Source organism: Methylobacter psychrophilus (assembly GCF_025583945.1).
Lineage (GTDB): Bacteria > Pseudomonadota > Gammaproteobacteria > Methylococcales > Methylomonadaceae > Methylobacter_C > Methylobacter_C psychrophilus.
Window position 1 is genome coordinate 1 of sequence record NZ_JAOEGU010000057.1, and the last position, 22,971, is coordinate 22,971.

Genomic DNA, 22,971 nt, shown 5'->3' on the forward strand with positions numbered 1-22,971 from the left:
TTAAAAAAACAAGTGTTTTTTTAACGTTTTTTCACGCTGCCTAAAAACACCTTCAAAAAAATAAAAAACCGCAAAAAAACGTTAAAAAACTAAGTAAAAAAAGTAAACGCGTGTTATAGTTAAAAAAACCTACGTAAAAATAATAAAACCAGCCATGTCGAATCCAGAATATGCAACAGCCAATACCGTCCAAATTTCTGCACCCAAAATAAGTCTTGTCAATTATTCATCAGGGCGGCAATTAACATGAGAATAGGCTATGCTCGAGTATCAACTAACGACCAGGATACGCAACTGCAATTGGATGCACTCAATGCCGTCGGTTGCGAACGCATTTATCAAGAAAAGCAATCCGGTGCCAAACAGGATCGCCTGGAATTACAGCAGTGTCTAAAATCACTCAGGGCAGGGGATAGTTTAATTGTCTGGAAGCTGGATCGACTGGGCCGGAGTTTACAACATTTAATTGAAGTGATCGCGGATCTCGAAAATCGCGAGATTGGTTTTCAATCACTGACGGAAAATATCGATACCACCTCTCCGACCGGAAAACTAATCTTTCATATTTTTGGCTCACTCGCTGAATTCGAGCGCGGCTTGATTCGGGAGCGAGTTAAAGCCGGACTGGCTGCCGCCAAAAATAAAGGTACAAAATTTGGTCGGCCAAAAGCATTCAATGAACTGAATAAAGATATGGCCCTGGCGATGTTTAACGGGGGCGCTACCAAGATAGCGATTGCCCGACATTTTAACGTCACCCGGCAAACTATCTATACCTTATTAAAGGCTTATGACAGCTAATCTAGGTCACAACGATCTAAAACCAGACGTGAGTCATGAAGCATATTTACTTGGAAAGGCATGATCCGGACAAAAATCTGCACCGGTTTTATCAGTTTTTTATAACGCCCGGCATCTTCGGTGATTGGTCACTGGTTAAAGAGTGTGGCAGGGTAGGATCACCCGGAACGGAAGCTCAGATAACGGGACAAAAATTATGCGCTGCCAAAGAGAAAAAAGGCTATCAATCCATTTTGTGATGTGGGTCGACGATGCTGATTGTTTATTAGTACCCATAATTGGTGTTAAATAAGGTATGTCGACCGGAAGATTACGGCCAGGTGTTGACGATTAATACATTGAAAATTTAAAGTTCTGAATGACCTGTATAGAGAAATAGATTTTTCAGACTGACGAACATCAGCAGTCGGCCAATTTGAGACATCCAAGGATTTCATCGTATGGCGGCTGAAAATCCGAAAGCAGCCGTTCAGTGCAACGGATTACCCCGTTTCACTGATGAACAGTCCCACCGGAAATTCTGCCAGCATTTGTGCGACGGACAGTCGCCATCCGGATAGCTGCTGCTGCGGTTCCAGTAGCTTCCCGGTGAAGGCGCATACATAGTGAGTGCCGAGCTTATGGAAAGGTATAACCACGGTGGTATCTCCCCATATTTTTTCTCCGATCGGCAGCATTGCAGCTTCATCCGTCAGTCCCGCAAAAAAACGCGGAGCCACAGTAATTACATAGCTATTACCGGCAATACGCGCATAGGCGCACACATGTGCGGCTTGCTCTCCCTTTACTGCCAGCGGGACATAGCTTCCTTGCCAAAATACTTCCGGCTTGCGTTCTCGCAATGCCAGCGCCGACTTGACTACCAGTAGTTTGCCCCGGCCATCTTCCAGCGTGTCGGATAATGCACGTACTCCGACACTGCGTTGTTGAGGCGTTTGTGTGGAAAGTGTCTGTAACGCATCAAGCAGGGTTTTACGGTGGGTAAAATCAACCGGCCGGCGGTTATCAGGATCCACTAGACTGAAATCCAACAATTCACAACCTTGATAGATGTCCGGCACCCCCGGCGCTGTCAGCTTAATCAAGGTCTGTGACAAGCTGTTGAATAATCCTAGCCGTGCAATTCGCCGCTGAAAAGGCAAAAAGTCGGACATAAATTCTCCTTCAATCGGCGCTTTTATTAACGCATCGGTAAAAGCCAATACTGCATCTTCATAGTCCGTATTAGGATTTACCCAGCTACTATGAACCTTGGCCTCGCGTACCGCCTTGACCATATATTCAGATACCCGCACATTCAACTGCGCCAGTTCATTTTGATCCGGATCGCTTGGCGGCCAAATACCCAGCAAGGTCTGATAGATGAAATATTCATCATTGGCTGTCGGCACCAGTAACCCGTCTACCGTGTGTTTCAGACTGATATTGACGCGACTCCAGTGTTTTAGCGCCAGCCGCCAAGCAGCGGGCAACTCGGATAGCACATTGAGGCGAGCACGTACATCCTCGCTACGCTTGGTGTCGTGAGTGGATGTGGTCAGCATCGCATGCGGCCAATCAGCTACGCGCGCTTGATTGCCTTTATGGAAGGCGTTAAGGGTCACCCCGAAGCGACGTGGGTCGCCGCCAACCTCATTCAGCGACAGTAAACGATGATAAATATAGGCGCTGGTATCTTCCAGGCCTTTCGCCATGACCGGGCTGGTGAATTGCTGAAATTTCATCGCAAAGGCAAGCATCTGGGCCGCGTACTCCGGCGATTTTCCCTCTGCGGCGGCGAGTGTCAGCACGTCATGCAAAAAATCAAAGATACTGGTATCGGCTGTCGTGCTTTTGCGTTTGGCGGCTACGATGGCCAGATCAATGTTACGAAGGTCTTCCGCGATCACTGCACGGGCGCTGATGTAGCCGCGATAAACCGGAAAATAAGCGACTATTTCAGCCAATGCTGTACGCAGTCCGCTTAAGGTATAATCACGGGTCTGGCGGTCAACCTCGGCAATTTTTGAGATCAGGTTGGCCAGGACATTAAGTTCACCCGCTAAGGCGGTTTTCATGACCAGCATTTTGGATCGGTAGAGTAGGGTATCGAAATTAACAGGCTCTCCGCTAAAACTGCTATACAGGCGTTGCATGCGTTGGGCGGCGCCGGTAACCACAAACAGTCCATTGAGCAGATTGGTGAATTCGTAGCCCACAGTACCCTGCACCGGCCAACTCGCACGCAAATCCTCATGGTTCCCCAGGATTTTTTCCACGACCAAATAAGGTGCGTGGCCGGTGCGACTGCATTGTTCAAGCAGTTTGTGAAAATATGCCTCCGGATCGTACAGACCATCCGGATGATCCAGTCGCAGACCATCCAGCTTGCCTTCCTGAACTAGTCTTAGCACTAACTGATGGGTCGCATCGAAAACCTCGTCGTTCTCCATACGCAATCCGGCAAGATCATTGATATCGAAAAACCGCCGGTAATTAATCTCGTCTGAGGCCACCCGCCAGAACGCCAGCCGGTATGCTTGCACCTCAATCAAGTCGTGGAGCCTATCGAAGCTGGATGATTCTCCGGCCGTCCCATTGAAACAGTGCAAATTTTCGTCCAGAAATCCGGCGATATCGGCAGACTGTTTAACCTGGCTGGCCAGATGACGCTTATAGACTTCCTTGTCGCGCCTACGCTCAAGTTGACGTTCAGGCAAATGCTCATCTCGGCAAGGAAGATTACGAAACGCAGTGATCAGGCTTTGATATTCCATTAATATCGGATTGTCCAGTCCCAATAGCGCGCTTAAGATATCAATGCGATACGCCAGGATTTGTGGGTACTCGGCAGGATCCACCGGAAAGTGGTGTCCAAAGTAATAAATGGCAAATTCACCAGACTCTGCATCAAAGTTCAGTTGTAATTTTGCATTTTCCAGCTCCTGTCCATAACGGTTAGCCAACACCGGTAACAACACCTTGCCGTGCAGATTAAGCTTTATTGGAGTCCAGTCTATGTCGAAAAACCCGGCATGTGCAGAAGCTTGACCATTTTCCAGTACATCCAGCCACCAGGCATTATCGGCTCCCTGTACGCCCATATGGTTAGGCACCAGATCAAGGACTTGACTCATACCGTGCTCAGCCAGTATTGCACAGAGCCGCTCAAAATCGGCGTAAGTGCCGATCTCAGGGTTTAAGGTATTGTGGTCGATAATGTCGTAGCCATGTCGACTGCCCGGCCGCGCCTTCAAATAGGGCGAGGCATACAGATGCGAGATGCCCAGAGCCTTAAGGTAGGGGATAATTGCTGTCGCCTGATTAAAGGTAAAATCGCGATTGAATTGCAGACGATAGGTGGATAAAGGAATGTGTGGCGTCGGGGGCTGAAACGACGCTTGTTCACGTTTATCGTCTTCTCGCGTTAGCCAGTGGTTGGTTCTGTCTATTTGTGGGTCTGGTAATGTAACCGAAACAACCGGCGCACTATCGTTTAAAACGGCGAGCGGTGTGAGTATATCAATGTGTTTCATGGCTGTAACTCCTCAATGAACCAGGCCACAGACCATGGTGGCATTTGGCCGGAGGCAAAGCTGTCAGGCAGGTCGGGCTGGCTAAGATAGATTGTCTTAATCTCATCTCCAGCAGGATAGACTGCATTAACTGCGCCTTGAACAGCACTGTCACCTAGGTTAGCCAACAGCGTAAGTCGAGCGGAGTCGCCCACATGCCAGAACACAACCAGACCCGTAGCCCCGATCAATTTGAATGTAGCACTGCCGCCGATACCCGGTAATCGTGGGACTATATGTTCATTTCGTAGCGCCAGTAAATTACGGTAATGTTCAAACCATGCCTTGTGGTGAGGCTCATCGAGACAGTCCCAATCGAGTTTGCAGCGTTCAAAAGTAGATTTATCGTTAGGATCGGGAATCTGTGCACGCACAGCAGGATCGGCGAATTTACGGAAACCGGAAAATTCGCGCCGCCTGCCTTCGGTGACCGCCTCGGCTAATTCACCCTTGAAATCGCAGAAAAACTGGAAAGGCGTTGCCGCTGCAAACTCTTCGCCCATAAACAGCATCGGTGGAGATGGGGCTAGCAGCAACACAGCCAGCGCAACCTGTAGCGGTTTTTGCTGCGCAAGCATGGAAATACGCTCGCCGTAAGCACGGTTGCCTATCTGGTCGTGGGTCTGGCTAAAATTAATAAAGGCTCCAGGCGATAGATGTCCACTAGACTCACCGCGCGATTGACCTTCGCGAAAGACCGAAGGCTCGCCCTGGAATGCAAAGCCTTCAGCCAGACAACGTGCCAGATGGCGTACCGGCTGATCGGCATAATCAACATAATAGCCGTCGCGTTCCCCGGTCAGCAGAAGATGCAAAGCATGGTGACAGTCATCATTCCACTGAGCAGCAATGGTTCCTTGCTGGAGATAGCCCGCGTTATTGGCGTCGTTCTCCAGTATCAGATGGATATGCCTTGTGCGTCCGGGCCCTTCCTGGACCTTTGCTGCCAGTTCCTCGACGATGTCGGGTCGACTCTGATCGACAATGGCGTGCACTGCGTCGAGTCTTAGTCCATCGAAATGGTATTCTTCCAGCCAGTACAAGGCATTATGAATAAAGAAGTCGCGGACGGTGCGGCTGCTTTGACCGTCAAAATTAATGGCCGCGCCCCACGGCGTATGATGGTTCTCGCTAAAGAACTGCGGCGCATAGGCATGCAGATAATTACCATCCGGCCCAAAATGATTGTAGACCACGTCGAGCAATATCATTAAGCCACGCGCATGCGCCGCCTGCACCAGTGCCTTCAGTTCGTCCGGCGTACCGTAACAACTGTCGGGCGCAAACAGCAGCACGCCGTCGTAGCCCCAGTTGCGGGTGCCTGGAAAATCGGCTACCGGCATCAATTCAATCGCAGTGATACCTAAGTTCACCAGATAATCGAGGCGTTGCATGGCAGCTGCGAAAGTACCTTCTTTCGTAAACGTACCCAGATGGAGTTCATAGATGACCGCTTCATGCCAAGGGCGACCGGGCCAATCATCGTCCTGCCACAGAAAATCGGCCGCATTGACGACCTGACTGGAGCCATGCACGTCCTGGGGATTCGAACGGGATACCGGATCGGGCACAACCAGCTCGCCATCCAGCCGGTATTGATATAAAGTTCCAGGTCTTGCCTGTAACGGCGAGGTGAGGATTTCAAACCAACCGTCTTCCTGCGGATGCATGGTTAAGATGAGGTCGTGTTCGTTGCCGTTATTCATTAATAGCTCAACCTGATGGACTGCCGGTGCCCATAGACGGAAACGGGTGCTACGATCTGCCAGAAGACAGGCTCCAAACGGCATGCCATGGACTCTGTTCATGATATTTTGCCTTGTTTTAACAGCACCAGAGACCGTCCCTGCACCGGATAGGCTTGTCCTACTTTGTAGCGCGAAGCTTCGGGCGTGCCGGTGTTATCAAAGGTATCGAGTAAGACATCCCAACGGTTATGCTCGTCGAATTCCGGTAGCGTAAAAGCAATTTCCTCATGATGGGCATTGATCAGCAACAACAGGTTGTTGTCCAGTAAACGTCGTCCACGTTCGTCGGTTTCGCGCAGGGTATCGCCGACCATATGTACGCCCAGACAACGCGAGAAGGCCTGATTCCAGTCTTCATCACTCATCTCGGCTCCATCCGGATTAAGCCAGATGAGATCTTTTACCTCGCCGCCACGAATAGGCCGTCCCTGAAAGAAATAGCGCCGCCGCAACAACGGATGTTCCTTGCGCAACTTGATAATACGCTGAGTGAATTCCAGTAAATCCTTATCCTGCGGCTTCAAATCCCAGTTTAGCCAGCTAATCGCATTGTCCTGACAATAGGCATTGTTATTGCCCTGCTGGGTGCGCCCCATCTCGTCGCCGGCGACCAGCATCGGAACCCCTTGTGAAAACATCAGGGTAGCGAGAAGATTGCGTTTTTGACGGGCGCGCAAGGTATTAATTTCAGGGTCGTCGGTTTCTCCCTCGACGCCGCAATTCCAGGAACGGTTATTGTCATTTCCGTCACGGTTATCTTCCTGATTGGCTTCGTTATGCTTCCCGTCATAAGTCACCAGATCATGCAGGGTAAAGCCATCATGCGCATTGATGAAATTAATGCTGGCATGCGGTTTTCGCCCGCTGCGCTCATAAAGGTCGCTGGAACCGGTCAGGCGTTGTGCCAGCTCTCCGAGTAGTCCGCCGTCGCCTTTCCAATAGGAACGAATACAATCGCGATATTTGTCGTTCCATTCCGCCCAGCCCAAGGGAAAATTGCCGACCTGATAGCCGCCTTCGCCCAGATCCCAAGGTTCGGCGATCAGTTTGATCGTGCTCAGTACCGGATCTTGGCGTATGGTGTCAAAAAAGGTACCCAGCTGATTAACTTCATGAAACTCTCTGGCCAGCGCGGAAGCGAGGTCAAAACGAAAACCGTCCACATGCATGTCCAGCACCCAATAACGCAGGCTATCCATCAGTAACTGGAGTACACAGGATTGCTGCATGTCCAGAGTGTTGCCGCAGCCGGTGTAATCCATGTTATAGCGCGGATTGTCTCCGGTCAGTCGATAGTAGGACGCATTGTCTAAACCCCTGAATGAAAGAGTAGGGCCTAGATGATTGCCTTCGGCGGTATGGTTGTAGACCACATCGAGAATGACTTCAATGCCTGCCTTATGCAGGGCCTTTACCATGGTTTTAAATTCACTGATTTCGCCGCTGGCCGAATATCGGGAGTCGGGTGCCAAAAAAGCTATAGAGTTATAGCCCCAGTAGTTGCGAAGGCCTTGTTCGACCAGATAACGATCGTCGAGAAAGGTATGTACCGGCAACAGTTCAACCGTGGTCACGCCCAGGCTCTTGAGGTGTTCGATAGCCGGCGCCATTGCCAAGCCGGCGTAGGTGCCGCGAAACTTGGCCGGAATGTCCGGGTGCTGCATCGTAAAGCCTTTGACGTGCAGCTCATAAATCACCATGTTATGCCAGTGTATGTCTGGCGGTTGATCATTGCCCCAGTTAAATGACTGATCAACAACCCGGCATTTGGGCATGACACTGGCATTGTCCTTTCGATTAAAAGACAGATCTTCATGCTTGCTGCCGATACTGTAACCGAAATGAGCATCGCTCCAGCGCGGCGTCCCGACAATATCTTTCGCATAGGGTTCTATCAACAGTTTGTGCGGATTGAAACGGTGTCCCTCCTCGGGACAGTAAGGTCCATGCACACGTAAACCATAAAGCAGGCCTGGACGCGCCTCTGGTAAATAGCAGTGCCAGATCATATCGCTACATTCTTTCAGTTCGATACGCTGGACTTCGGTCTTGCCTTTCGTGTCAAACAGGCACAGTTCGACTTTTTCGGCATGTTCGGAAAAAATCGCAAAATTTACGCCTTCGCCATCCCAGTAAGCACCACGTGGATAGGGGCGGCCAGGCCATACGGCTGTTATCGGATTAATCATCGTGAGTCCTCTAAATTAAATTCTTTTAAGTAAATAGTTAGATTGCCGGTTGCAATAGCGACAAGATGCCGCAGAGCGGGATGGCTACCCAGTCAGGTCTGCCGTTTAGTTCATAGCGCAGTTCGTAGAGCGCTTTTTCCAACAGGAACAGGTTAAGTAGGTCGCGTTGCGGGGTATCCGTTTCGGTCAGTCCGGGAATGTGTGCTGCCAGTTCATAGGCGGCAAGAAAACTCCGGCTGACCTCCGCTTCCCAGGCGCGTACCAGTGGTTCAAACTTTGCCAAATCTGAGGGTTTCTCGGCGCAAGTATTTGCCAGTGCGGTATCGGCGGCATAGTTAAACGAGCGCAACATACCTGCCACATCCCGCAACGGCGAGTGTTTGTAGCAACGCTCGGAGAACGGACGTACCGGTTCACCCTCAAAATCGATGATCACAAAATCATTTTGGGTGACCAACACTTGGCCAAGATGATAATCGCCATGGTAGCGGGTTTTGGACGCTTTAAGCTGTCCAGAAATGCAGGCATGCACGCGCTCCGTAATGACTTTACGTTGTGCGAGCAGGGCTTTTGCCGAGTTTTGAACGGTTTCACTTAGTCCCTCTAGCCGATGTTCAAGCCGATCCAGTGTGGCTGTCGCTTCCTTTTGCACCTGCGACACCCAGTCTGTGAGTTCGCTGTCGCTTACCGGTTCGGGATCGAAAGCCTGGTTGCCAGTGACTTGGCCTAGCGCAGCATGCAGTTCACCGGTACGCTGGCCGAGGGTGCTGATCAGAACCAGGTAGGCACTATGGGTCTCTGCTGCAGGTTTGGCCGGTTCTACGGCGGTACGGCATTCTTCAAGAAAACGCTCCAGATAATCCAGTGTGTAGCTCCAGCCGTCGCCCTGATTTTCGACATAACCCTGAAGTAAGGCAAGCGTCATGTTGTTGCCGTCTTTACTTTGATACTCCACTACGCCAAACACCGGAGCAGCATTTGGGAAGTGAGCGACGTTGGTCAAAAAACGTCCGATCTCAAATTCCGGGTGCGTACCTGCTTGCAGATGCCGATAGCCTTTCAGGAATAACTGCTCACCTAATATCACTGCAGTATTACTGCCCAGTGTGGCAGGTGGATGAACCAGCAGTTGGGTATACGCTTCTCTGTCCATAGCCGAAAAGGCAGTGGTGGGTAAAAAACAAATAACGCCTTGTTCGCAGGTTAGCGTTTGACCCAGGCTAATGGCCTGTACCACAGTGCGACAAAAGGCAGCGTCAGCAAACGCATCGCCGATAATACCGATACGAGACTGCTGGCGAACTCTAGCTACGGTCGACGAGGACATCATGTGCAGACGTTCCTTGTCGTCATTGTCCCAAGCCAGCGCGAGTGGCAAGAAACAAGTCAGTGGTTCGGAGGTTGCGCCTTCGATACGGGACAGGGTTAGCAGCCATTTATAGTCCTCAGTTACCAGTTCGGCATAATCGCTCAGGACTACGCGTTGCACAACCTCGCCCTTACCGCCATACCAGCGCTGCGCTGCGACAAAGCGCGGTAAGGCATCGACTTCAAGCTGTTTGCGCACCTGCTCCGCCGTCGTACTACGCCAGGCTACAACCCGATCATGAAAGAAGCTGCGCCAACCCTCGAACAACACCAGCGTCGGCGTGTCTTCGAGTAGCAAGGATTCCTGATGCCAAGCCGGTGCTTGTTCGCTATTGGTCAACTTAAACCAGTAATAGTTATGTCCGGGCAAAGTCAGCATATAGGGTAATTCGCCGATGGGTGGAAAAGCCGCCCGCCCCATTAATTCGACGGGCACAAAACCTTTATAGGCGGACAGATCAAGCTCCAACGCTTGCGCAGCACGCGACAGGTTAGTCACGCACAAAATAACGTCGTCTTCATAGAGTCTGAAATAGGCCAGTATCTTACGATTTCGGGGATGTAAAAAAACCAGTTTCCCGCGACCGAAGGCCTGATGATTCTTGCGTAAAGCCAGCACCCGCTGCATCCAGTTCAGCAGCGAAGCTCGGTCGCGTAACTGTGCCTCGACATTGACGGACTCGTAGCCATAGACAGTATCCATGATAGGTGGAAGATACAGGCGTTGCGGATCGGCGAGAGAAAACCCCGCATTACGATCCGGACTCCATTGCATGGGCGTACGCACACCATTGCGATCGCCCAGGAAGAAGTTGTCGCCCATGCCAATTTCATCGCCGTAGTAGATGATGGGTGTACCCGGCATCGACAGCAGTAAATTGTTCATCAACTTGATTTTGTCAATCTCATTATCCATGAGCGGCGCCAGACGCCGTCGTATACCGACGTTGATGCGGGCGCGAGGATCACCGACATACATCTGGTACATATAGTCACGTTCCTTGTCAGTCACCATCTCTAGCGTTAGCTCGTCGTGATTGCGCAGGAAGATAGCCCATTGGCAATTTTCCGGAATATCAGGCGTCTGGCGCATAATATCGACGATAGGGTGTCGGTCTTCCTGAGCGATGGCCATGTACATCCTTGGCATCAGCGGGAAATGATAGGCCATCTGGCATTCATCGCCGTCACTGAAATAGTCGCACACATCTTCCGGCCACTGGTTGACTTCAGCGAGAAACACCGCATTCGGATAATCTGCATCGAGCACCGCGCGCATTTGTTTAATGACCGCGTGGGTTTGGGGCAGGTTTTCGTTTTGAGTACCCTCTTGCACACATAGATAGGGAATAGCATCCAGACGCACACCATCTACACCCAGATCCAACCAAAAGCGCATCAGCCGAATAACTGCTTTGACCACCTGCGGGTTATTGAAATTAAGATCGGGCTGATGGGAGAAAAAGCGGTGCCAGTAATAGGCTTGTGCCTGTTCATCCCAAGCCCAGTTGGACTGCTCGGTATCATTAAAGATGATCCGGGTTTCGGGAAATTTCTGCTTGCTATCGCTCCAGACATAAAAATCCCGCTTACTGGAGCCTTCCGGCGCCCGACGCGCCTCCTGAAACCAGGGATGCTGGTCGGAGGTGTGATTAATAACCATCTCGGTGATGATCTTGAGGCCACGGCGATGAGCCTCTTTTATAAATTTCTTGAAATCAGCCATCGTGCCATATTCGGGATGGACGTTGCGGTAGTCGGCGATATCATAACCGTCGTCGCGCATCGGCGAGGGATAAAAGGGTAACAGCCAGAGCGTATTAATCCCTAAGTTCTGCAAATAATCGAGCTTTTGTATCAGCCCGGCAAAATCTCCGATGCCGTTATTGTTACTATCAAAAAAAGCCTTGATGTGCAGTTCATAAATAACCGCATCCTTAAACCAGAGCGGGTCCTTCATCCATGTGGTATTGTCTGCGAGAGCATGAGTTGGCTCGCCGGGTTTGGATTTGTGCATGGCTGTCCCTTATAAAAAATAATCAAAATCGTGTTCGGTGCGAATTCGCCTGCGCAATTTAAAAATATGCGCGGGTGCTACCTGAGGATTTATATCTACGAAGTTGCGCGGACCATTCCACAAAAAGCGTGCAGACGTCAACAGATCCTGTACCTGATAAGAATGTTCTGCATCCAAACCAAGACTCGCCAGCGGCAGGGTGACCCAGCCGGACTGACTATGATGCGGATCCAGATTGGCGACCACCAGAATTATTTCGGCGTTATCCGGCGTCGTCTTTGCGTAACAAAGCAGGCTGTCATTGTCCACATGAAAAAATTGCAGGCTCTTATTCTGCTGCAGTACCGAATTTTCCTTGCGTATCCTGTTTACGCGGGTGATAAAATCTTTTAGCGTATCTTCACGATCAAGCTTCCAGCGGCGCACCTGGTATTTTTCGGAATCAAGATAGTCTTCTGATCCTGCATCGCGCGGGATTGCCTCCATCAACTCGTAAGCCGGGCCGTAGATGCCATAATTTGCGCCCAGAGTGGCAGCCAGCACCAGACGTAACATGAACGCCGGGCGACCGCCAAATTGCAAGTATTCAGGCAAAATATCCGGTGTATTCGGCCACAGATTGGGGCGGAAATAGTCCGAGACTTCGGTGCGGGTAAGTTCGGTGAAATAGCTGACCAGTTCGCGTTTAGTATTGCGCCAGGAGAAATAAGTATAGGACTGGCTGAAGCCCAGCTTGGCCAGACGGTAGGTGACTTTGGGACGGGTAAAGGCTTCAGCCAGAAAAATCGTCTCGGGGTGCTCGCGTTTTACTTCGGCTATCAGCCATTCCCAAAACGGAAACGGCTTGGTATGCGGGTTGTCGACACGAAAGATACAAATCCCTTGCTTGATCCAGAACAAAAATACCTCCAGCAATTCTTGCCATAACTCATTCCAGGTATCGCATTCGAAATTGAACGGGACTATGTCTTCATATTTCTTTGGCGGATTTTCAGCATACTGGGTGGTGCCATCTGCCCGGTGGCTGAACCATTCCGGATGTTCGCGCAGATAGGGATGATCAGGAGAACACTGAAAGGCGATATCGATGGCAATAGCTATACCTAGCTCCTGAGCCCTGCTAACCAAGCTCTTGAAGTCGTCCAGCGTACCTAGTTGCGGGTGGACTGATTTATGCCCGCCTTCTGCGGAACCTATCGCCCACGGACTGCCAACATCGCTTTTACTGGCGAGCAGTACGTTATTTGCTCCCTTGCGTTTGCTCAGGCCGATAGGATGTATCGGCGGTAAATACACCACGTCGAAGCCCATTTCCGCGACATAGGATAAGTGCTTTTCGCATGCCTCAAAGCTACCATGATTCATGTCGTCGCCGATGCAAGAGCGAGGGAAAAATTCGTACCAGCTGCTAAATTGCGCTCTTATCGGCTCGGACCACACGCTCAACTGCATAGGATAATCCGTTGCCAGGCTGCGATCCGGATATTGCTTCATCAGGCTAGACAGGGTTTCGGACAGCGCCAGGGTTATTGCTGCATCCACGTTGGCGCTGCGTAGTTCCTTAGCTAGTTTCTGAAGCTGTAATTGATGATCGCCATCGCTAATCCCTGCCGCTGCTTCGACCAACTTGGCGCCGCCCCGTAGCGCCAAGGTAATATCTTGGACATCTGTTCGGGCGGCAAAATCATGTTGCCAGGAAAAAAAATGATCAACCCAGGCCGTAATCGTGTAGACATAGCATCCAAGTTTGGTCAACGGGAATGATGCACTCCAGCGATCACTGCCCAGCGGCAGCATTGCCACTTCACACCATTCGGTTTCCAAGCTGTGCCGATAACGCAGTACACAGGATATTATATCGTGGCTATCGGCGAACGCATCCGCCGTCACTTCCACGTTCTGTCCCAGTACGCGCTTGAGTGGGAAGCGCCCGCCATCAATTTCAGGTTGCACATTTTCTATGATCACACGGCACCGGCCGTCGAGTCTTTTCGAAATTTTCATGATCTACTTCCCTGTTTAAAGAACAACACGCCGAGTGGCGGTAGCCGAAGCATCACTGAGTGATACATTTCACCAATAGAGACAGGACCGGCCTCAACACCGCCAAAATTACCCACACCACTGCCGCCATAGAGTTCGGTGTCACTGTTCAGTACTTCACACCAATAGCCGCCTTCGGGCACGCCGACCAGGTAATTCTCGCGGAGGACAGGCGTAAAATTACACACCACCAACAGCGTATCGTCAGGATTGTGGCCACGGCGCACAAAACTGATGACGCTCTTTTCAGCGTAGTTACAATCCATCCATTGAAAGCCGTCGTGGCTAAAATCCTGCTCATATAGCGCGGGTTCAACCCGGTAAAAGCGATTCAAATCTTCGACCCAGCGTTTCAATCCCGAGTGCCTGGGCGAGTGCAAGGCATCCCAGTCCAGAGCTGCTTCATGCTGCCACTCGGCTTTTTGTCCGAATTCGCAACCCATGAACAACAATTTCTTACCGGGATGGCCCCACATATAACCATAGAGTAAGCGCAGATTGGCAAACTGTTGCCATTCATCACCAGGCATTTTTTCAAGCAGCGAACGCTTGCCGTAGACCACTTCATCGTGGGACAAAGCCAGCACGAAGTTTTCCGAGAACGCATACCATATGCTGAAAATAAGCTGGGCATGATGAAATTTCCGGTTCAGCGGATCTTCTACAAAATAGTCCAGCGTGTCATGCATCCAGCCCATATTCCACTTCAGACCAAAGCCCAGTCCACCTTGATTAACAGGACGGGAGACCATCGGCCAGGACGTTGATTCTTCGGCAAAAGTCTGGGTATCGGGATAATCACGATAGATGGCCTCGTTTAGATTGTGCAGGAAGGTAATCGCATCCAGGTTCTCACGGCCGCCCAAGCTGTTCGGAATCCATTGATCTTCCTTACGCCCATAATCCAGATAAAGCATCGCTGTCACTGCGTCGATACGCAGTCCGTCAATATGATATTTATCCAGCCAGAACAACGCACTGCTGGTCAGAAAAGCGCGTACCTCGTTTCGGCCGTAATTGAACAGCAAACTATGCCAGTCCGGTTGAAAGCCCTGGCGTGGGTCGGCGTGCTCGTAGAGAAAAGTGCCATCAAAATGACCAAGGCCATGTGCGTCATCCGGGAAATGTGCAGGAACCCAATCCAGAATCACGCCTATACCTTGCTGATGTAGGGTTTCGATCAGAAACATGAAATCCTGTGGCGTACCGTAACGTGCTGTAGGCGCAAAAAAACTGGTGGTTTCGTAGCCCCAGGAGCCATAAAAGGGATGTTCTGTGACCGGCATGAACTCGACATGAGTAAAGTTCATTTCTGCGACGTAACGCGGCAAGTATTCTGCCATCTCCCGATAAGTCAGGGAGCGGTTGCCATCTTCAGGAACTCTGCGCCAGGAGCCCAGATGCACTTCGTAAATCGAGCAGGGTGAACTCAGCCGGTTTTTTTTACCACGCTGCGTCATCCAGTCTTTATCGTTCCAGGCATAATCGAGTTCCCATACACGGGACGCCGTTAACGGTGGTAATTCCCCGTAGAATGCAAAGGGATCACCTTTGTCGGCGGTGTGTCCGTCGCGGGTAACGATGCGATATTTATACAGTGCCCCTGAGCTGACCTCGGCCATAAAGCCTTCCCAAATCCCCGATTCGTCGCCGCGTAGTTGTAAGCCATTCGCGACTGGATCCCAGTGATTGAAGTCACCGATGACCGAAACCGCAGCAGCATTGGGCGCCCATACCGAAAAGTGAGTGCCTGTTACGCCATCCACGCTGATAATGTGCGCGCCCAGTTTTTCATACAGGCGAAAATCATTGCCTTGTTTAAACAAAAAAATATCGAGATCCGTTAGTAGTTTGCTAGCGGAGTGTATGATTTTATGATTTATTAAGGTGGACATTGGTTAGCCTTCATTGCAGTATCATTTTATATTTAGGCCGTAGGGCACGCCGTATGAGCCTTCTTTACTACGGATAAGGATTGTTTTCTTTTAAACCCATGCAGCATGGGTTTAACCAGATTTTTACGGTGCAAATAACTTTCAATAGCTACACCTGCAATATGTACAAACACTAGTAGCAACGTGAAGTTGGTGAAACACTCATGCAGCTCTCCCACATTTTTTCACTAGCGAAGTTTATTGCAGCTAGCCACCCGGCTGTATGATCTGCGTCGTATATCGCAAGTCCGGTACTGACAGTCATTGTTAAATTGACTAGGAGGCTGTCCGAGAACTAACATGTCTGTCAGTGGCTATCAATATGTAGTGCTTTTTAATTCTATTAAGGCACTATATATAGTAGGCGAATTAGTTAAACGTTAGTTCTCGGACAAGCTCCTAGTAATAGCACAATCATCAGCGCGCCGGCCGGGTTATAGCCGAGGTAACGCCGGTTTTTAACTCGAGCATATTTTTTGGATAAGCAATCGACTGGACAGGGCTGCATAAAAAATTTCAAAACCTAGCATAGTCATTGCCTATAAATTCCCAAACTCTCTGAACACCAATAAGTCGGTTACCAAGTAACCTGCCCAGACTTGAAGACTTAATAGATCATCTTCAGTTAGATAAGTGATAAAAAAACTGAAACCAGTAATCAGTGAAAAACTTCAAGTGGATGATTCCATGCTTTATCTAACGCTTGTGCTTTCATTTTAAAGCTCCTGTTTTTAGTGAATGAGGCTATGATATTTTGGCCACTATGGACTTATTGATGAATGAACGGACGGAATGATTAAAAAAACCGCTAGGGTAGCCGGGACAGAGAGGTTGTTGTCTAGATTTTTTCGTTACTGATAACGTCCCAAAGGAGCATCCCGAGTAGCACATTAAAAGCAATCGAAAACAGTATTGCACTACTCGCATCAACGCCATTTTTAACTAATAACAACAATACGGCGAACACGATTTCCATCCACACGCCGCTTAGTACAAGGCCGAGCATAGTAATTATTAGTACCGATCTTAAAGGTTTGTCAATAATATAACTTTGGCAATTCGTAATGAATTGCCCCCATGCATTTTTTATTCTATCGCCTGTTTTGTTAAGCTGACCGCTAGTCCTACTGGTAATTTTATCGACGAATTCATGGGCGAAATGAGAGGATTGGCCTATGGTTCTCATGAGGTTTTTCTCCTTTATTTAAGGTGCATGTCATTTTTGACCGAACTCACACCAGGTATGCTGCGTGCAACTTCAAGCGCCTTATTGATGGCGGCACGGGATGTTACAAAGCCGCTTAATTGAACCACGCCCTTAAAAGTTTCAACGTTGATTTCGGCAGAACTCAAGTTAGGCTCTGCGAGGATAGCCGTTTTTACTCGAGTTGTGGTGACTGAGTCGTCTACATACTCACCAGTGCCTTCCTGCTTTTGTGTCGATGCACAACCTGAGGCAGACAGTAAAGTCAGAACCAAAAAAAATGCGGAACAAAATTTAATTAGATGTTTCATGGGTAAATGTCCAGTAATAAAATAAAATAAGAAAAGGTTATATAACCAAATCGGAACTAGGGTTATTTTTAGCTTTGAGCATATTTTATGCATAAAACGGGAGGCAGTCTGTACGCTGTCGCACACAGGCAACTGATGTATCAACACTTTTCTGGACACAAAGTTAAGTAGTTTTTAACTGTATTTCATAGTCCACTGGCAACAAATAGTTATTCATGCGCTTACGGCCTACTCGATGTCATGGCAAATACCACTGTACTGGTGTACCAGTTGAACCAAATGCTGCGAGGTAAGGCGAACTACTTCCAAGTTGGGCGGATCAATCGCGCATATTGTGCGCTCAACAATTACACGGTGGCGCGGTTGTGTCAGTTGTTGCGCAACAAGTCTAAAGTTAGGCGGGTGGAGGCTATCCACCTTCGTACCGTTACAAGACCTTGGATCTTGTGTGCCGCCTGGCCCCCTTGGTGTGTGACGTGAAGTAAGTAAGTAAGTAAAGGCCCGAGAACGGGATGCGGGAAATCAGTCTGTCCGGTTCTATGAGGGTGTGTGGAACAAGGAAATACTCAGACTAACAGCTCTATAAAGGGCGTCGTGAAGCTTTTCTTTGTATTATAGAAAATAGGGTGATGGCTACCAAAAGAAGGGGCTATGAATAATACTGCTACCGCAAATATAAAAACATAAAAATCAGAGCATTAAATATGACTCGTTTCTTGGCACAGTCAACAAAGGAAAGGGTTTTGGTCGACGTTTGAGCCCTTGGTTCGCTCTTGCGTTTTTTTTTCAATGGCCGTTGATACCATCGCCTTTAATAATTTCTGCAAGGCGCTTATCAGTCGATTCCCATTCAAGCCTATAATCTGCTTGGCGGCTTGAATGATGAACTGCACTGCTGATCTAAAACTCACTTAGCGAGGTATCTTCTCATAAAAACTGGCCGCCTGTGCCAAATCCTCACGAATGATGTTGTATTCCAATAAGTGGATGGCTATCTCCTTACTTACCTTATTAGGTGTTTCCGACCAATACGCCTGCGACTGCCTGCTTACAGGAACCGTCATCACTTAATACTTGGAAAATTAAAGCTTTAAGCGTGACTAAGGGCAAGAATACCGAGGCGCGTTTATGTGGAGTATTAACGCAGGGGGATAATGTTGGCAACGCTCTTGGCTGAAAAAATCCTCAACGCTTGGTTTTTTGGATTACAAAAATGACTTTTTGAAGCGGTCTATTTACTGCTAAATACGGTTTTTTTTAATAGCTGGCATGGTTAAGTTATTGATCAGACTGTGTAACACCCTAAATTTTATCAGAATAGCGCTTGGCCTTTATCTTATTATTCGCATATCTAAGATTAATTACATTTACGATAGCAGTATTAGGCTATGATGCCTGTTATTAAGCCTCTTTTCATAATTGCTGCTGGTATCTATGTGAATTATTTAAGAGTTAAAGTTACTCATCTTTCAAGGTGGGCCTGATATTTTCTAAAATACTTCATAACAGCTGTGAAATCACATATAAGCAAGAAACCAACCAAACCCAATACGCTACGTGAAGCAGCTGAAGAAACTGAAGCACAGCTTTGCCCTGCTTCTATAACAGAAGCGATGGTTCGCCCCACAGAAGAACTGCAATATGAACTTCGAGTACACCAAATCGAACTGGAAATGCAGAATGAGGAGTTGCAGCGCATTAATGCTGCTCTGGAAGAATCCCATGACCGTTATGTAGATCTCTATAATTTTGCCCCAGTCGGTTACCTCACCCTCACACAGAGAGGATTGATCGATGAAATAAACCTTACCGCTGCTGCTCTGCTTGGGATAGATCGCAAAAAACTACTATCCCTTCGATTTGCTACTTTGGTTACACCAAAAGACGGTGACAAGTGGTATCTTTTTTTCATTAACGTAATGAAGCGGAACAAACGGTTGAGTATCGGATTGACGTTGAAAGGTTGCAATAACACTGAAATCCCTGTTCAGATGGACTGTCTGTGTATAAACTCGATGCTGCGGATCACATTTACAGACATCCAGCAGACAGATGAGCAGATTAAGGCGGGAGCTTTACAGAGTGCGATTTTCAACAGCGCCAACTTCTCAAGTATTGCCACTGATGCGAAGGGCGTCATTCAAATCTTCAATGTCGGTGCAGAACGGATGCTTGGCTACATGGCTGCCGAGGTTATGAACAAAATCACTCCAGCCGACATCTCCGATCCTCAGGAAGTGATCGCGCGGTCCACGGTGCTGACTGCCGAATTCGACACGCCGATAACGCCGGGCTTTGAGGCTCTGGTGTTCAAGGCCTCTCGCGGTATTGAGGACATCTACGAACTAACCTACATCCGTAAGGATGGTAGCCGCTTTCCGGCAGTCGTATCGGTCACCGCGCTACGCGACGATAAAGACACCATCATCGGCTATTTGCTGATCGGTACCGACAACACCGCACGCAAGCAGATTGAAGAGCAATTGCGATGGACAGAGAAGAGCTTCCGGTTAATGGTAGAGAGTGTAACCGACTACTCTATTGTCATGCTGGACCCGAATGGACGCATCGTGAGTTGGAATAGCGGAGCCCAGCGGATCAAGGGTTACAGTGCAGAAGAAATCATCGGCCAGCATTTCTCCCAATTTTATCTGCCTGAAGACATTAGGTGTGGTAAGGCACAGCGGAATCTTGATGTCGCGTCAGCTACGGGACGGAGTGAAGACGAGGGCTGGCGAGTGCGCAAAGACGGTTCGATGTTCTGGGTCAATGTGAGTCTTACGGCAATCCGGGGTCCAGATGGCAATCTACGCGGCTATGCCAAGCTGACTCGGGATTTAACCGAACGTAATTGCCTGGACCAGATACTGTTAGATAAGAATACCGAGTTGGTGAATGCCAAGTTGCTGGCGGAAAAAGCTAACCTCGCCAAATCAAATTTCCTTTCCAACATGAGTCATGAATTGCGCACCCCGCTAAATGCCATTCTTGGCTTCGCCCAGTTGCTAGAGGCTGGTTCGCCGACGCCAACAGCCATTCAGATTACAAGACTACACGAGATTCTTAACGCAGGATGGTATCTGCTGGAATTAATTAACGAAATTCTTGATCTCGCAGTGATTGAGTCCGGCCAGCTATCATTTTCGCGAGAGCCGGTGTCGCTTTTCGATGTCATGCTCGAATGCCAAGCGATGATCGAATCGCAGGCGCAACAGCATAACATTAAGCTGAACTTTGTCCCCGTCGATAACACTTGGTTTGCCTTTGTCGATCGAACCCGGGTAAAACAAGTTTTGATCAACCTCCTTTCCAATGCAATAAAATATAACCGCAAGCATGGATCGGTCGAGGTGAGATGCACTGAAAGTTCCTCAGAACGCCTACGTATCAGCATCAAAGACAGTGGTGTGGGATTATCCACGGAAAAATTGGCACAGTTATTTCAGCCCTTCAATCGCCTGGGGCAAGAACATGGTGCCGAGGAAGGAACGGGCATTGGCTTAGTGGTAACCAAACAACTCGTCGAATTGATGGGTGGCACTATCGGTGTAGAAAGTATTGTCGGGGTGGGCAGCGAATTCTGGGTAGAGCTGATCAGGAATGACACATCTCGACTTGCCACTCGAAATACACTGTCTGTTGATAATGCGTTTCTAGTTTCGAAAAACACTGCGCTATGCACCCTACTTTATGTGGAAGATAATCCAGCCAACCTGATGCTGGTTGAGCAAATAGTTGAGGAGTACCCACACATACGCATGCTGAGCGCGTGCGACGGCAAGACTGGTATAGCATCTGCACTCACCCATTTCCCGGATGTGATTCTAATGGACATCAATTTACCTGGCATAACCGGTGTCCAGGCACTGAAAATTCTGCGGAAAGACCCGCTTACAGCGCATATCCCGATCATTGCGCTCAGTGCCAATGCTATGCCTCATGATATTGAGAAGGGACTAGAGGAAGGCTTTTTCCGTTATCTCACCAAACCCATAAAAATTAATGAGTTTATGTCTTCCTTGGAAGATGCGTTGAAATTTGCTGAAATGTAGACTGTCAATATTGATTCGTCATTGCTGAAATTTCAGTTTGTGCATCTTGATACGGCCTGGACAGGAAGATCCAGTTAGTCGCCTGGAATTAACTGTCTACTTTTATACTGCCATTTGGAATTGTGGGACGCGTGACTCTGGTGGATCGGGTTGCGAATGTAATTTTGTTACAAATATTACAACTCTGAATGGTCGGTATTGCTATTGGCTTTTTGAAGATGACGAATAACAGTCAACTGCCAACACCTGTTTCCAATGAACGGTAGTTCATTGCCATATATAGGGCTGACGCGACGATAATTCAGGTGAACGATAACCGGAGTTTTCGAGTGCGTCAGTGGCTTGTGTCTAGACTGGAGAACAATCATGCTCGAATCCTTTCCTTCTGATCATGCGCTAAATATTTATGTAACCTCTTTGGTCCAATAGCGACGTTCTGTCCTTATTTCGCACTCGGCTCCATACCAATCCTCCCATTCATAACCCAGTTCAAAGCCCCTTGCTTCAGCTCTATAATATGCATTCTCCGCAACCATTATCCGAAATTCATCCAGGTTGATACTGGGGCTATTTGTATCGTAAAGTAATTCATTTTCAGTATTCATTTTTTTCTTAAGGTGTGAAAGCTTGATAGCGGATGCAAGTATTTCTGTGAAAAGGACTGGTGTTAACAGAAATGTACTAGCGTTTAATTGCAAAATTAGCTTTGTTGTCTTTTAAATTAAGATGTTGTTTTTTAATATTAATTTCATTGAAAAACCTGGCTTTCCAATCAATTTTGCTGTTTTTATTATCCCAGCACCTAAAGTTAAGTGTACAAGAAAAATTGCACAGGTTCTGTGCGGTAACACACATAGATTCATGAAACGATCCTACCGTTAAGCTAAATCAACGTGTGCAACGTCGCTGACCGGCATTGCATACGTTGAAGCCATGAAAAAGAAATACATAGTACGACTCACCGAAGATGAGCTCGTTCATTTAGTAAGTTTGATTCATACGTATATTCTGTCCCAACTTGAACATTTATTCTGAATAATTAATTATTTCAAAAATATGCTCTTATGTGCGCTAGCGTACTGAATGAACATATAGTTGAGGCTATAGTAGCATCAGGTTTTTTATGCACCTCCACAAGTAGGCCAAGAACTTAGTTTTTAGTATAAATAAGGGAGGGAATTCAAATTCAACGGTACGAAAAGTTAGGCTAAAGTCTATCATCATTCAATGCTGATAATTTAAATTGAGACCAGTCGGATAACTGGTTGTCCTAACTCGATTTATCCTGGTTGACACCTCCGCAGGAGTTTTTAAAATCAATGCTTCGAACAGTATTAATAATGGGTACTTCACGAATAATAAGGTTTGTAAGGAATTAAATCAAACGTATTAAAAGTACAGGATTGCATTAAATAATTACTAATTAAAAATTAATTTTTTCAATAACTTAAAACTATCTAAAGTATTACTTTAAACAACACCAGTTACCATGCCTCCTCTCAATAATGCGGACCGCATACTACTCTATCCGCATTCTTTTTTAATTGAGTTACTATGAACAATACCTTCGTCAAAATTTAAGCCGCTCTCGCATGAATCCTGCCAATTTCTGCGGCTTGGAAAATACGGTCGTCGATTAAAAATGTGTCATCATTTTTGTCCAGCGAATTAATAATCCGCTGCGTGTATTTTCGGGCTCTGAAGATGGTTTTCAAATCCAGCATACTGCCCTTGTTGGTTCCCTCTATTT

General features: G+C 48.1%; 14 protein-coding genes. 4 read left to right on the forward strand and 10 right to left on the reverse strand.

Going from position 1 to position 22,971, the window contains the following annotated elements; all coding sequences use genetic code 11:
• Nucleotides 1-246: 246 nt before the first annotated feature.
• Together N7974_RS17535 and N7974_RS17540 are read left to right on the forward strand one after the other, a co-directional pair.
• Nucleotides 247-801 (forward strand): recombinase family protein, encoded by a 555-nt coding sequence (locus tag N7974_RS17535; protein WP_262966857.1) that lies wholly within the window; start codon nt 247-249, stop codon nt 799-801.
• 35 nt (nt 802-836) lie between these two features.
• Nucleotides 837-1,040 (forward strand): WGR domain-containing protein, encoded by a 204-nt coding sequence (locus N7974_RS17540; protein WP_262966858.1) that lies wholly within the window; start codon nt 837-839, stop codon nt 1,038-1,040.
• 243 nt (nt 1,041-1,283) lie between these two features.
• Here N7974_RS17540 and treY read toward each other — a convergent pair whose 3' ends face one another.
• The 8 genes from treY to N7974_RS17580 all read right to left on the reverse strand — a co-directional run bounded on the left by treY (nt 1,284) and on the right by N7974_RS17580 (nt 17,169).
• Nucleotides 1,284-4,316, reverse strand: a complete 3,033-nt coding sequence (treY, locus tag N7974_RS17545) for a malto-oligosyltrehalose synthase (protein ID WP_262966859.1) — start codon at nt 4,314-4,316, stop codon at nt 1,284-1,286.
• A complete protein-coding gene (gene treZ / locus N7974_RS17550; RefSeq protein ID WP_262966860.1) occupies nt 4,313-6,163 on the reverse strand; it encodes a malto-oligosyltrehalose trehalohydrolase in 1,851 nt (616 codons plus the stop codon). The genes treY and treZ overlap by 4 nt, the downstream gene beginning before the upstream one ends.
• On the reverse strand, nt 6,160-8,292 hold the full coding sequence (gene glgX / locus N7974_RS17555) for a glycogen debranching protein GlgX (RefSeq protein ID WP_262966861.1): 2,133 nt from the start codon (nt 8,290-8,292) through the stop codon (nt 6,160-6,162). The genes treZ and glgX overlap by 4 nt, the downstream gene beginning before the upstream one ends.
• 37 nt (nt 8,293-8,329) lie before the next feature.
• Nucleotides 8,330-11,677 (reverse strand): maltose alpha-D-glucosyltransferase, encoded by a 3,348-nt coding sequence (treS, locus tag N7974_RS17560; protein WP_317451624.1) that lies wholly within the window; start codon nt 11,675-11,677, stop codon nt 8,330-8,332.
• A 9-nt stretch (nt 11,678-11,686) separates the two neighbouring features.
• On the reverse strand, nt 11,687-13,681 hold the full coding sequence (locus N7974_RS17565) for an alpha-1,4-glucan--maltose-1-phosphate maltosyltransferase (protein ID WP_262966862.1): 1,995 nt from the start codon (nt 13,679-13,681) through the stop codon (nt 11,687-11,689).
• Nucleotides 13,678-15,615, reverse strand: a complete 1,938-nt coding sequence (glgB, locus tag N7974_RS17570; protein ID WP_262966863.1) for a 1,4-alpha-glucan branching protein GlgB — start codon at nt 15,613-15,615, stop codon at nt 13,678-13,680. Before glgB ends, N7974_RS17565 begins: the two co-directional genes overlap by 4 nt.
• Nucleotides 15,616-16,492: 877 nt before the next feature.
• A complete protein-coding gene (locus N7974_RS17575) occupies nt 16,493-16,840 on the reverse strand; it encodes a hypothetical protein (RefSeq protein WP_262966864.1) in 348 nt (115 codons plus the stop codon).
• Between the two features lie 14 nt (nt 16,841-16,854).
• The gene (locus tag N7974_RS17580) at nt 16,855-17,169 is read right to left on the reverse strand and encodes a BON domain-containing protein (RefSeq protein ID WP_262966865.1); all 315 of its coding nucleotides are present in this window, start codon (nt 17,167-17,169) and stop codon (nt 16,855-16,857) included.
• 279 nt (nt 17,170-17,448) lie between these two features.
• Between N7974_RS17580 and N7974_RS20815 the strand changes: the two genes are divergently transcribed.
• Nucleotides 17,449-17,649, forward strand: coding sequence for a hypothetical protein (locus tag N7974_RS20815; protein ID WP_394813129.1), 201 nt, complete (start codon nt 17,449-17,451; stop codon nt 17,647-17,649).
• Between the two features lie 431 nt (nt 17,650-18,080).
• Here N7974_RS20815 and N7974_RS17585 read toward each other — a convergent pair whose 3' ends face one another.
• Nucleotides 18,081-18,233, reverse strand: a complete 153-nt coding sequence (locus N7974_RS17585) for a hypothetical protein (protein WP_262966866.1) — start codon at nt 18,231-18,233, stop codon at nt 18,081-18,083.
• A gap of 447 nt (nt 18,234-18,680) precedes the next feature.
• Between N7974_RS17585 and N7974_RS17590 the strand changes: the two genes are divergently transcribed.
• On the forward strand, nt 18,681-21,221 hold the full coding sequence (locus tag N7974_RS17590; RefSeq protein ID WP_262966867.1) for a PAS domain S-box protein: 2,541 nt from the start codon (nt 18,681-18,683) through the stop codon (nt 21,219-21,221).
• A gap of 404 nt (nt 21,222-21,625) precedes the next feature.
• Here the strand turns inward: N7974_RS17590 and N7974_RS17595 are convergent, their stop codons facing one another.
• Nucleotides 21,626-21,826 carry a DUF2934 domain-containing protein gene (locus tag N7974_RS17595; protein WP_262966868.1) on the reverse strand — a complete coding sequence of 67 codons (201 nt, stop codon included), beginning with the start codon at nt 21,824-21,826 and terminating at the stop codon, nt 21,626-21,628.
• Nucleotides 21,827-22,971 lie beyond the last annotated feature (1,145 nt).

What these genes read in the sequence shown, in the direction of transcription:
- N7974_RS17565 (WP_262966862.1), bottom strand. Translation starts at nt 13,681, where the DNA reads ATGAAAATTTCGAAAAGACTCGACGGCCGGTGCCGTGTGATCATAGAA.
- N7974_RS17585 (WP_262966866.1), bottom strand. Translation starts at nt 18,233, where the DNA reads ATGACGGTTCCTGTAAGCAGGCAGTCGCAGGCGTATTGGTCGGAAACA.
- N7974_RS17540 (WP_262966858.1), top strand. Translation starts at nt 837, where the DNA reads ATGAAGCATATTTACTTGGAAAGGCATGATCCGGACAAAAATCTGCAC.
- N7974_RS17535 (WP_262966857.1), top strand. Translation starts at nt 247, where the DNA reads ATGAGAATAGGCTATGCTCGAGTATCAACTAACGACCAGGATACGCAA.
- glgX (WP_262966861.1), bottom strand. Translation starts at nt 8,292, where the DNA reads ATGATTAATCCGATAACAGCCGTATGGCCTGGCCGCCCCTATCCACGT.
- N7974_RS20815 (WP_394813129.1), top strand. Translation starts at nt 17,449, where the DNA reads ATGCTGCGAGGTAAGGCGAACTACTTCCAAGTTGGGCGGATCAATCGC.
- treS (WP_317451624.1), bottom strand. Translation starts at nt 11,677, where the DNA reads ATGCACAAATCCAAACCCGGCGAGCCAACTCATGCTCTCGCAGACAAT.
- glgB (WP_262966863.1), bottom strand. Translation starts at nt 15,615, where the DNA reads ATGTCCACCTTAATAAATCATAAAATCATACACTCCGCTAGCAAACTA.
- treZ (WP_262966860.1), bottom strand. Translation starts at nt 6,163, where the DNA reads ATGAACAGAGTCCATGGCATGCCGTTTGGAGCCTGTCTTCTGGCAGAT.
- N7974_RS17595 (WP_262966868.1), bottom strand. Translation starts at nt 21,826, where the DNA reads ATGAATACTGAAAATGAATTACTTTACGATACAAATAGCCCCAGTATC.
- N7974_RS17580 (WP_262966865.1), bottom strand. Translation starts at nt 17,169, where the DNA reads ATGAAACATCTAATTAAATTTTGTTCCGCATTTTTTTTGGTTCTGACT.
- N7974_RS17575 (WP_262966864.1), bottom strand. Translation starts at nt 16,840, where the DNA reads ATGAGAACCATAGGCCAATCCTCTCATTTCGCCCATGAATTCGTCGAT.
- treY (WP_262966859.1), bottom strand. Translation starts at nt 4,316, where the DNA reads ATGAAACACATTGATATACTCACACCGCTCGCCGTTTTAAACGATAGT.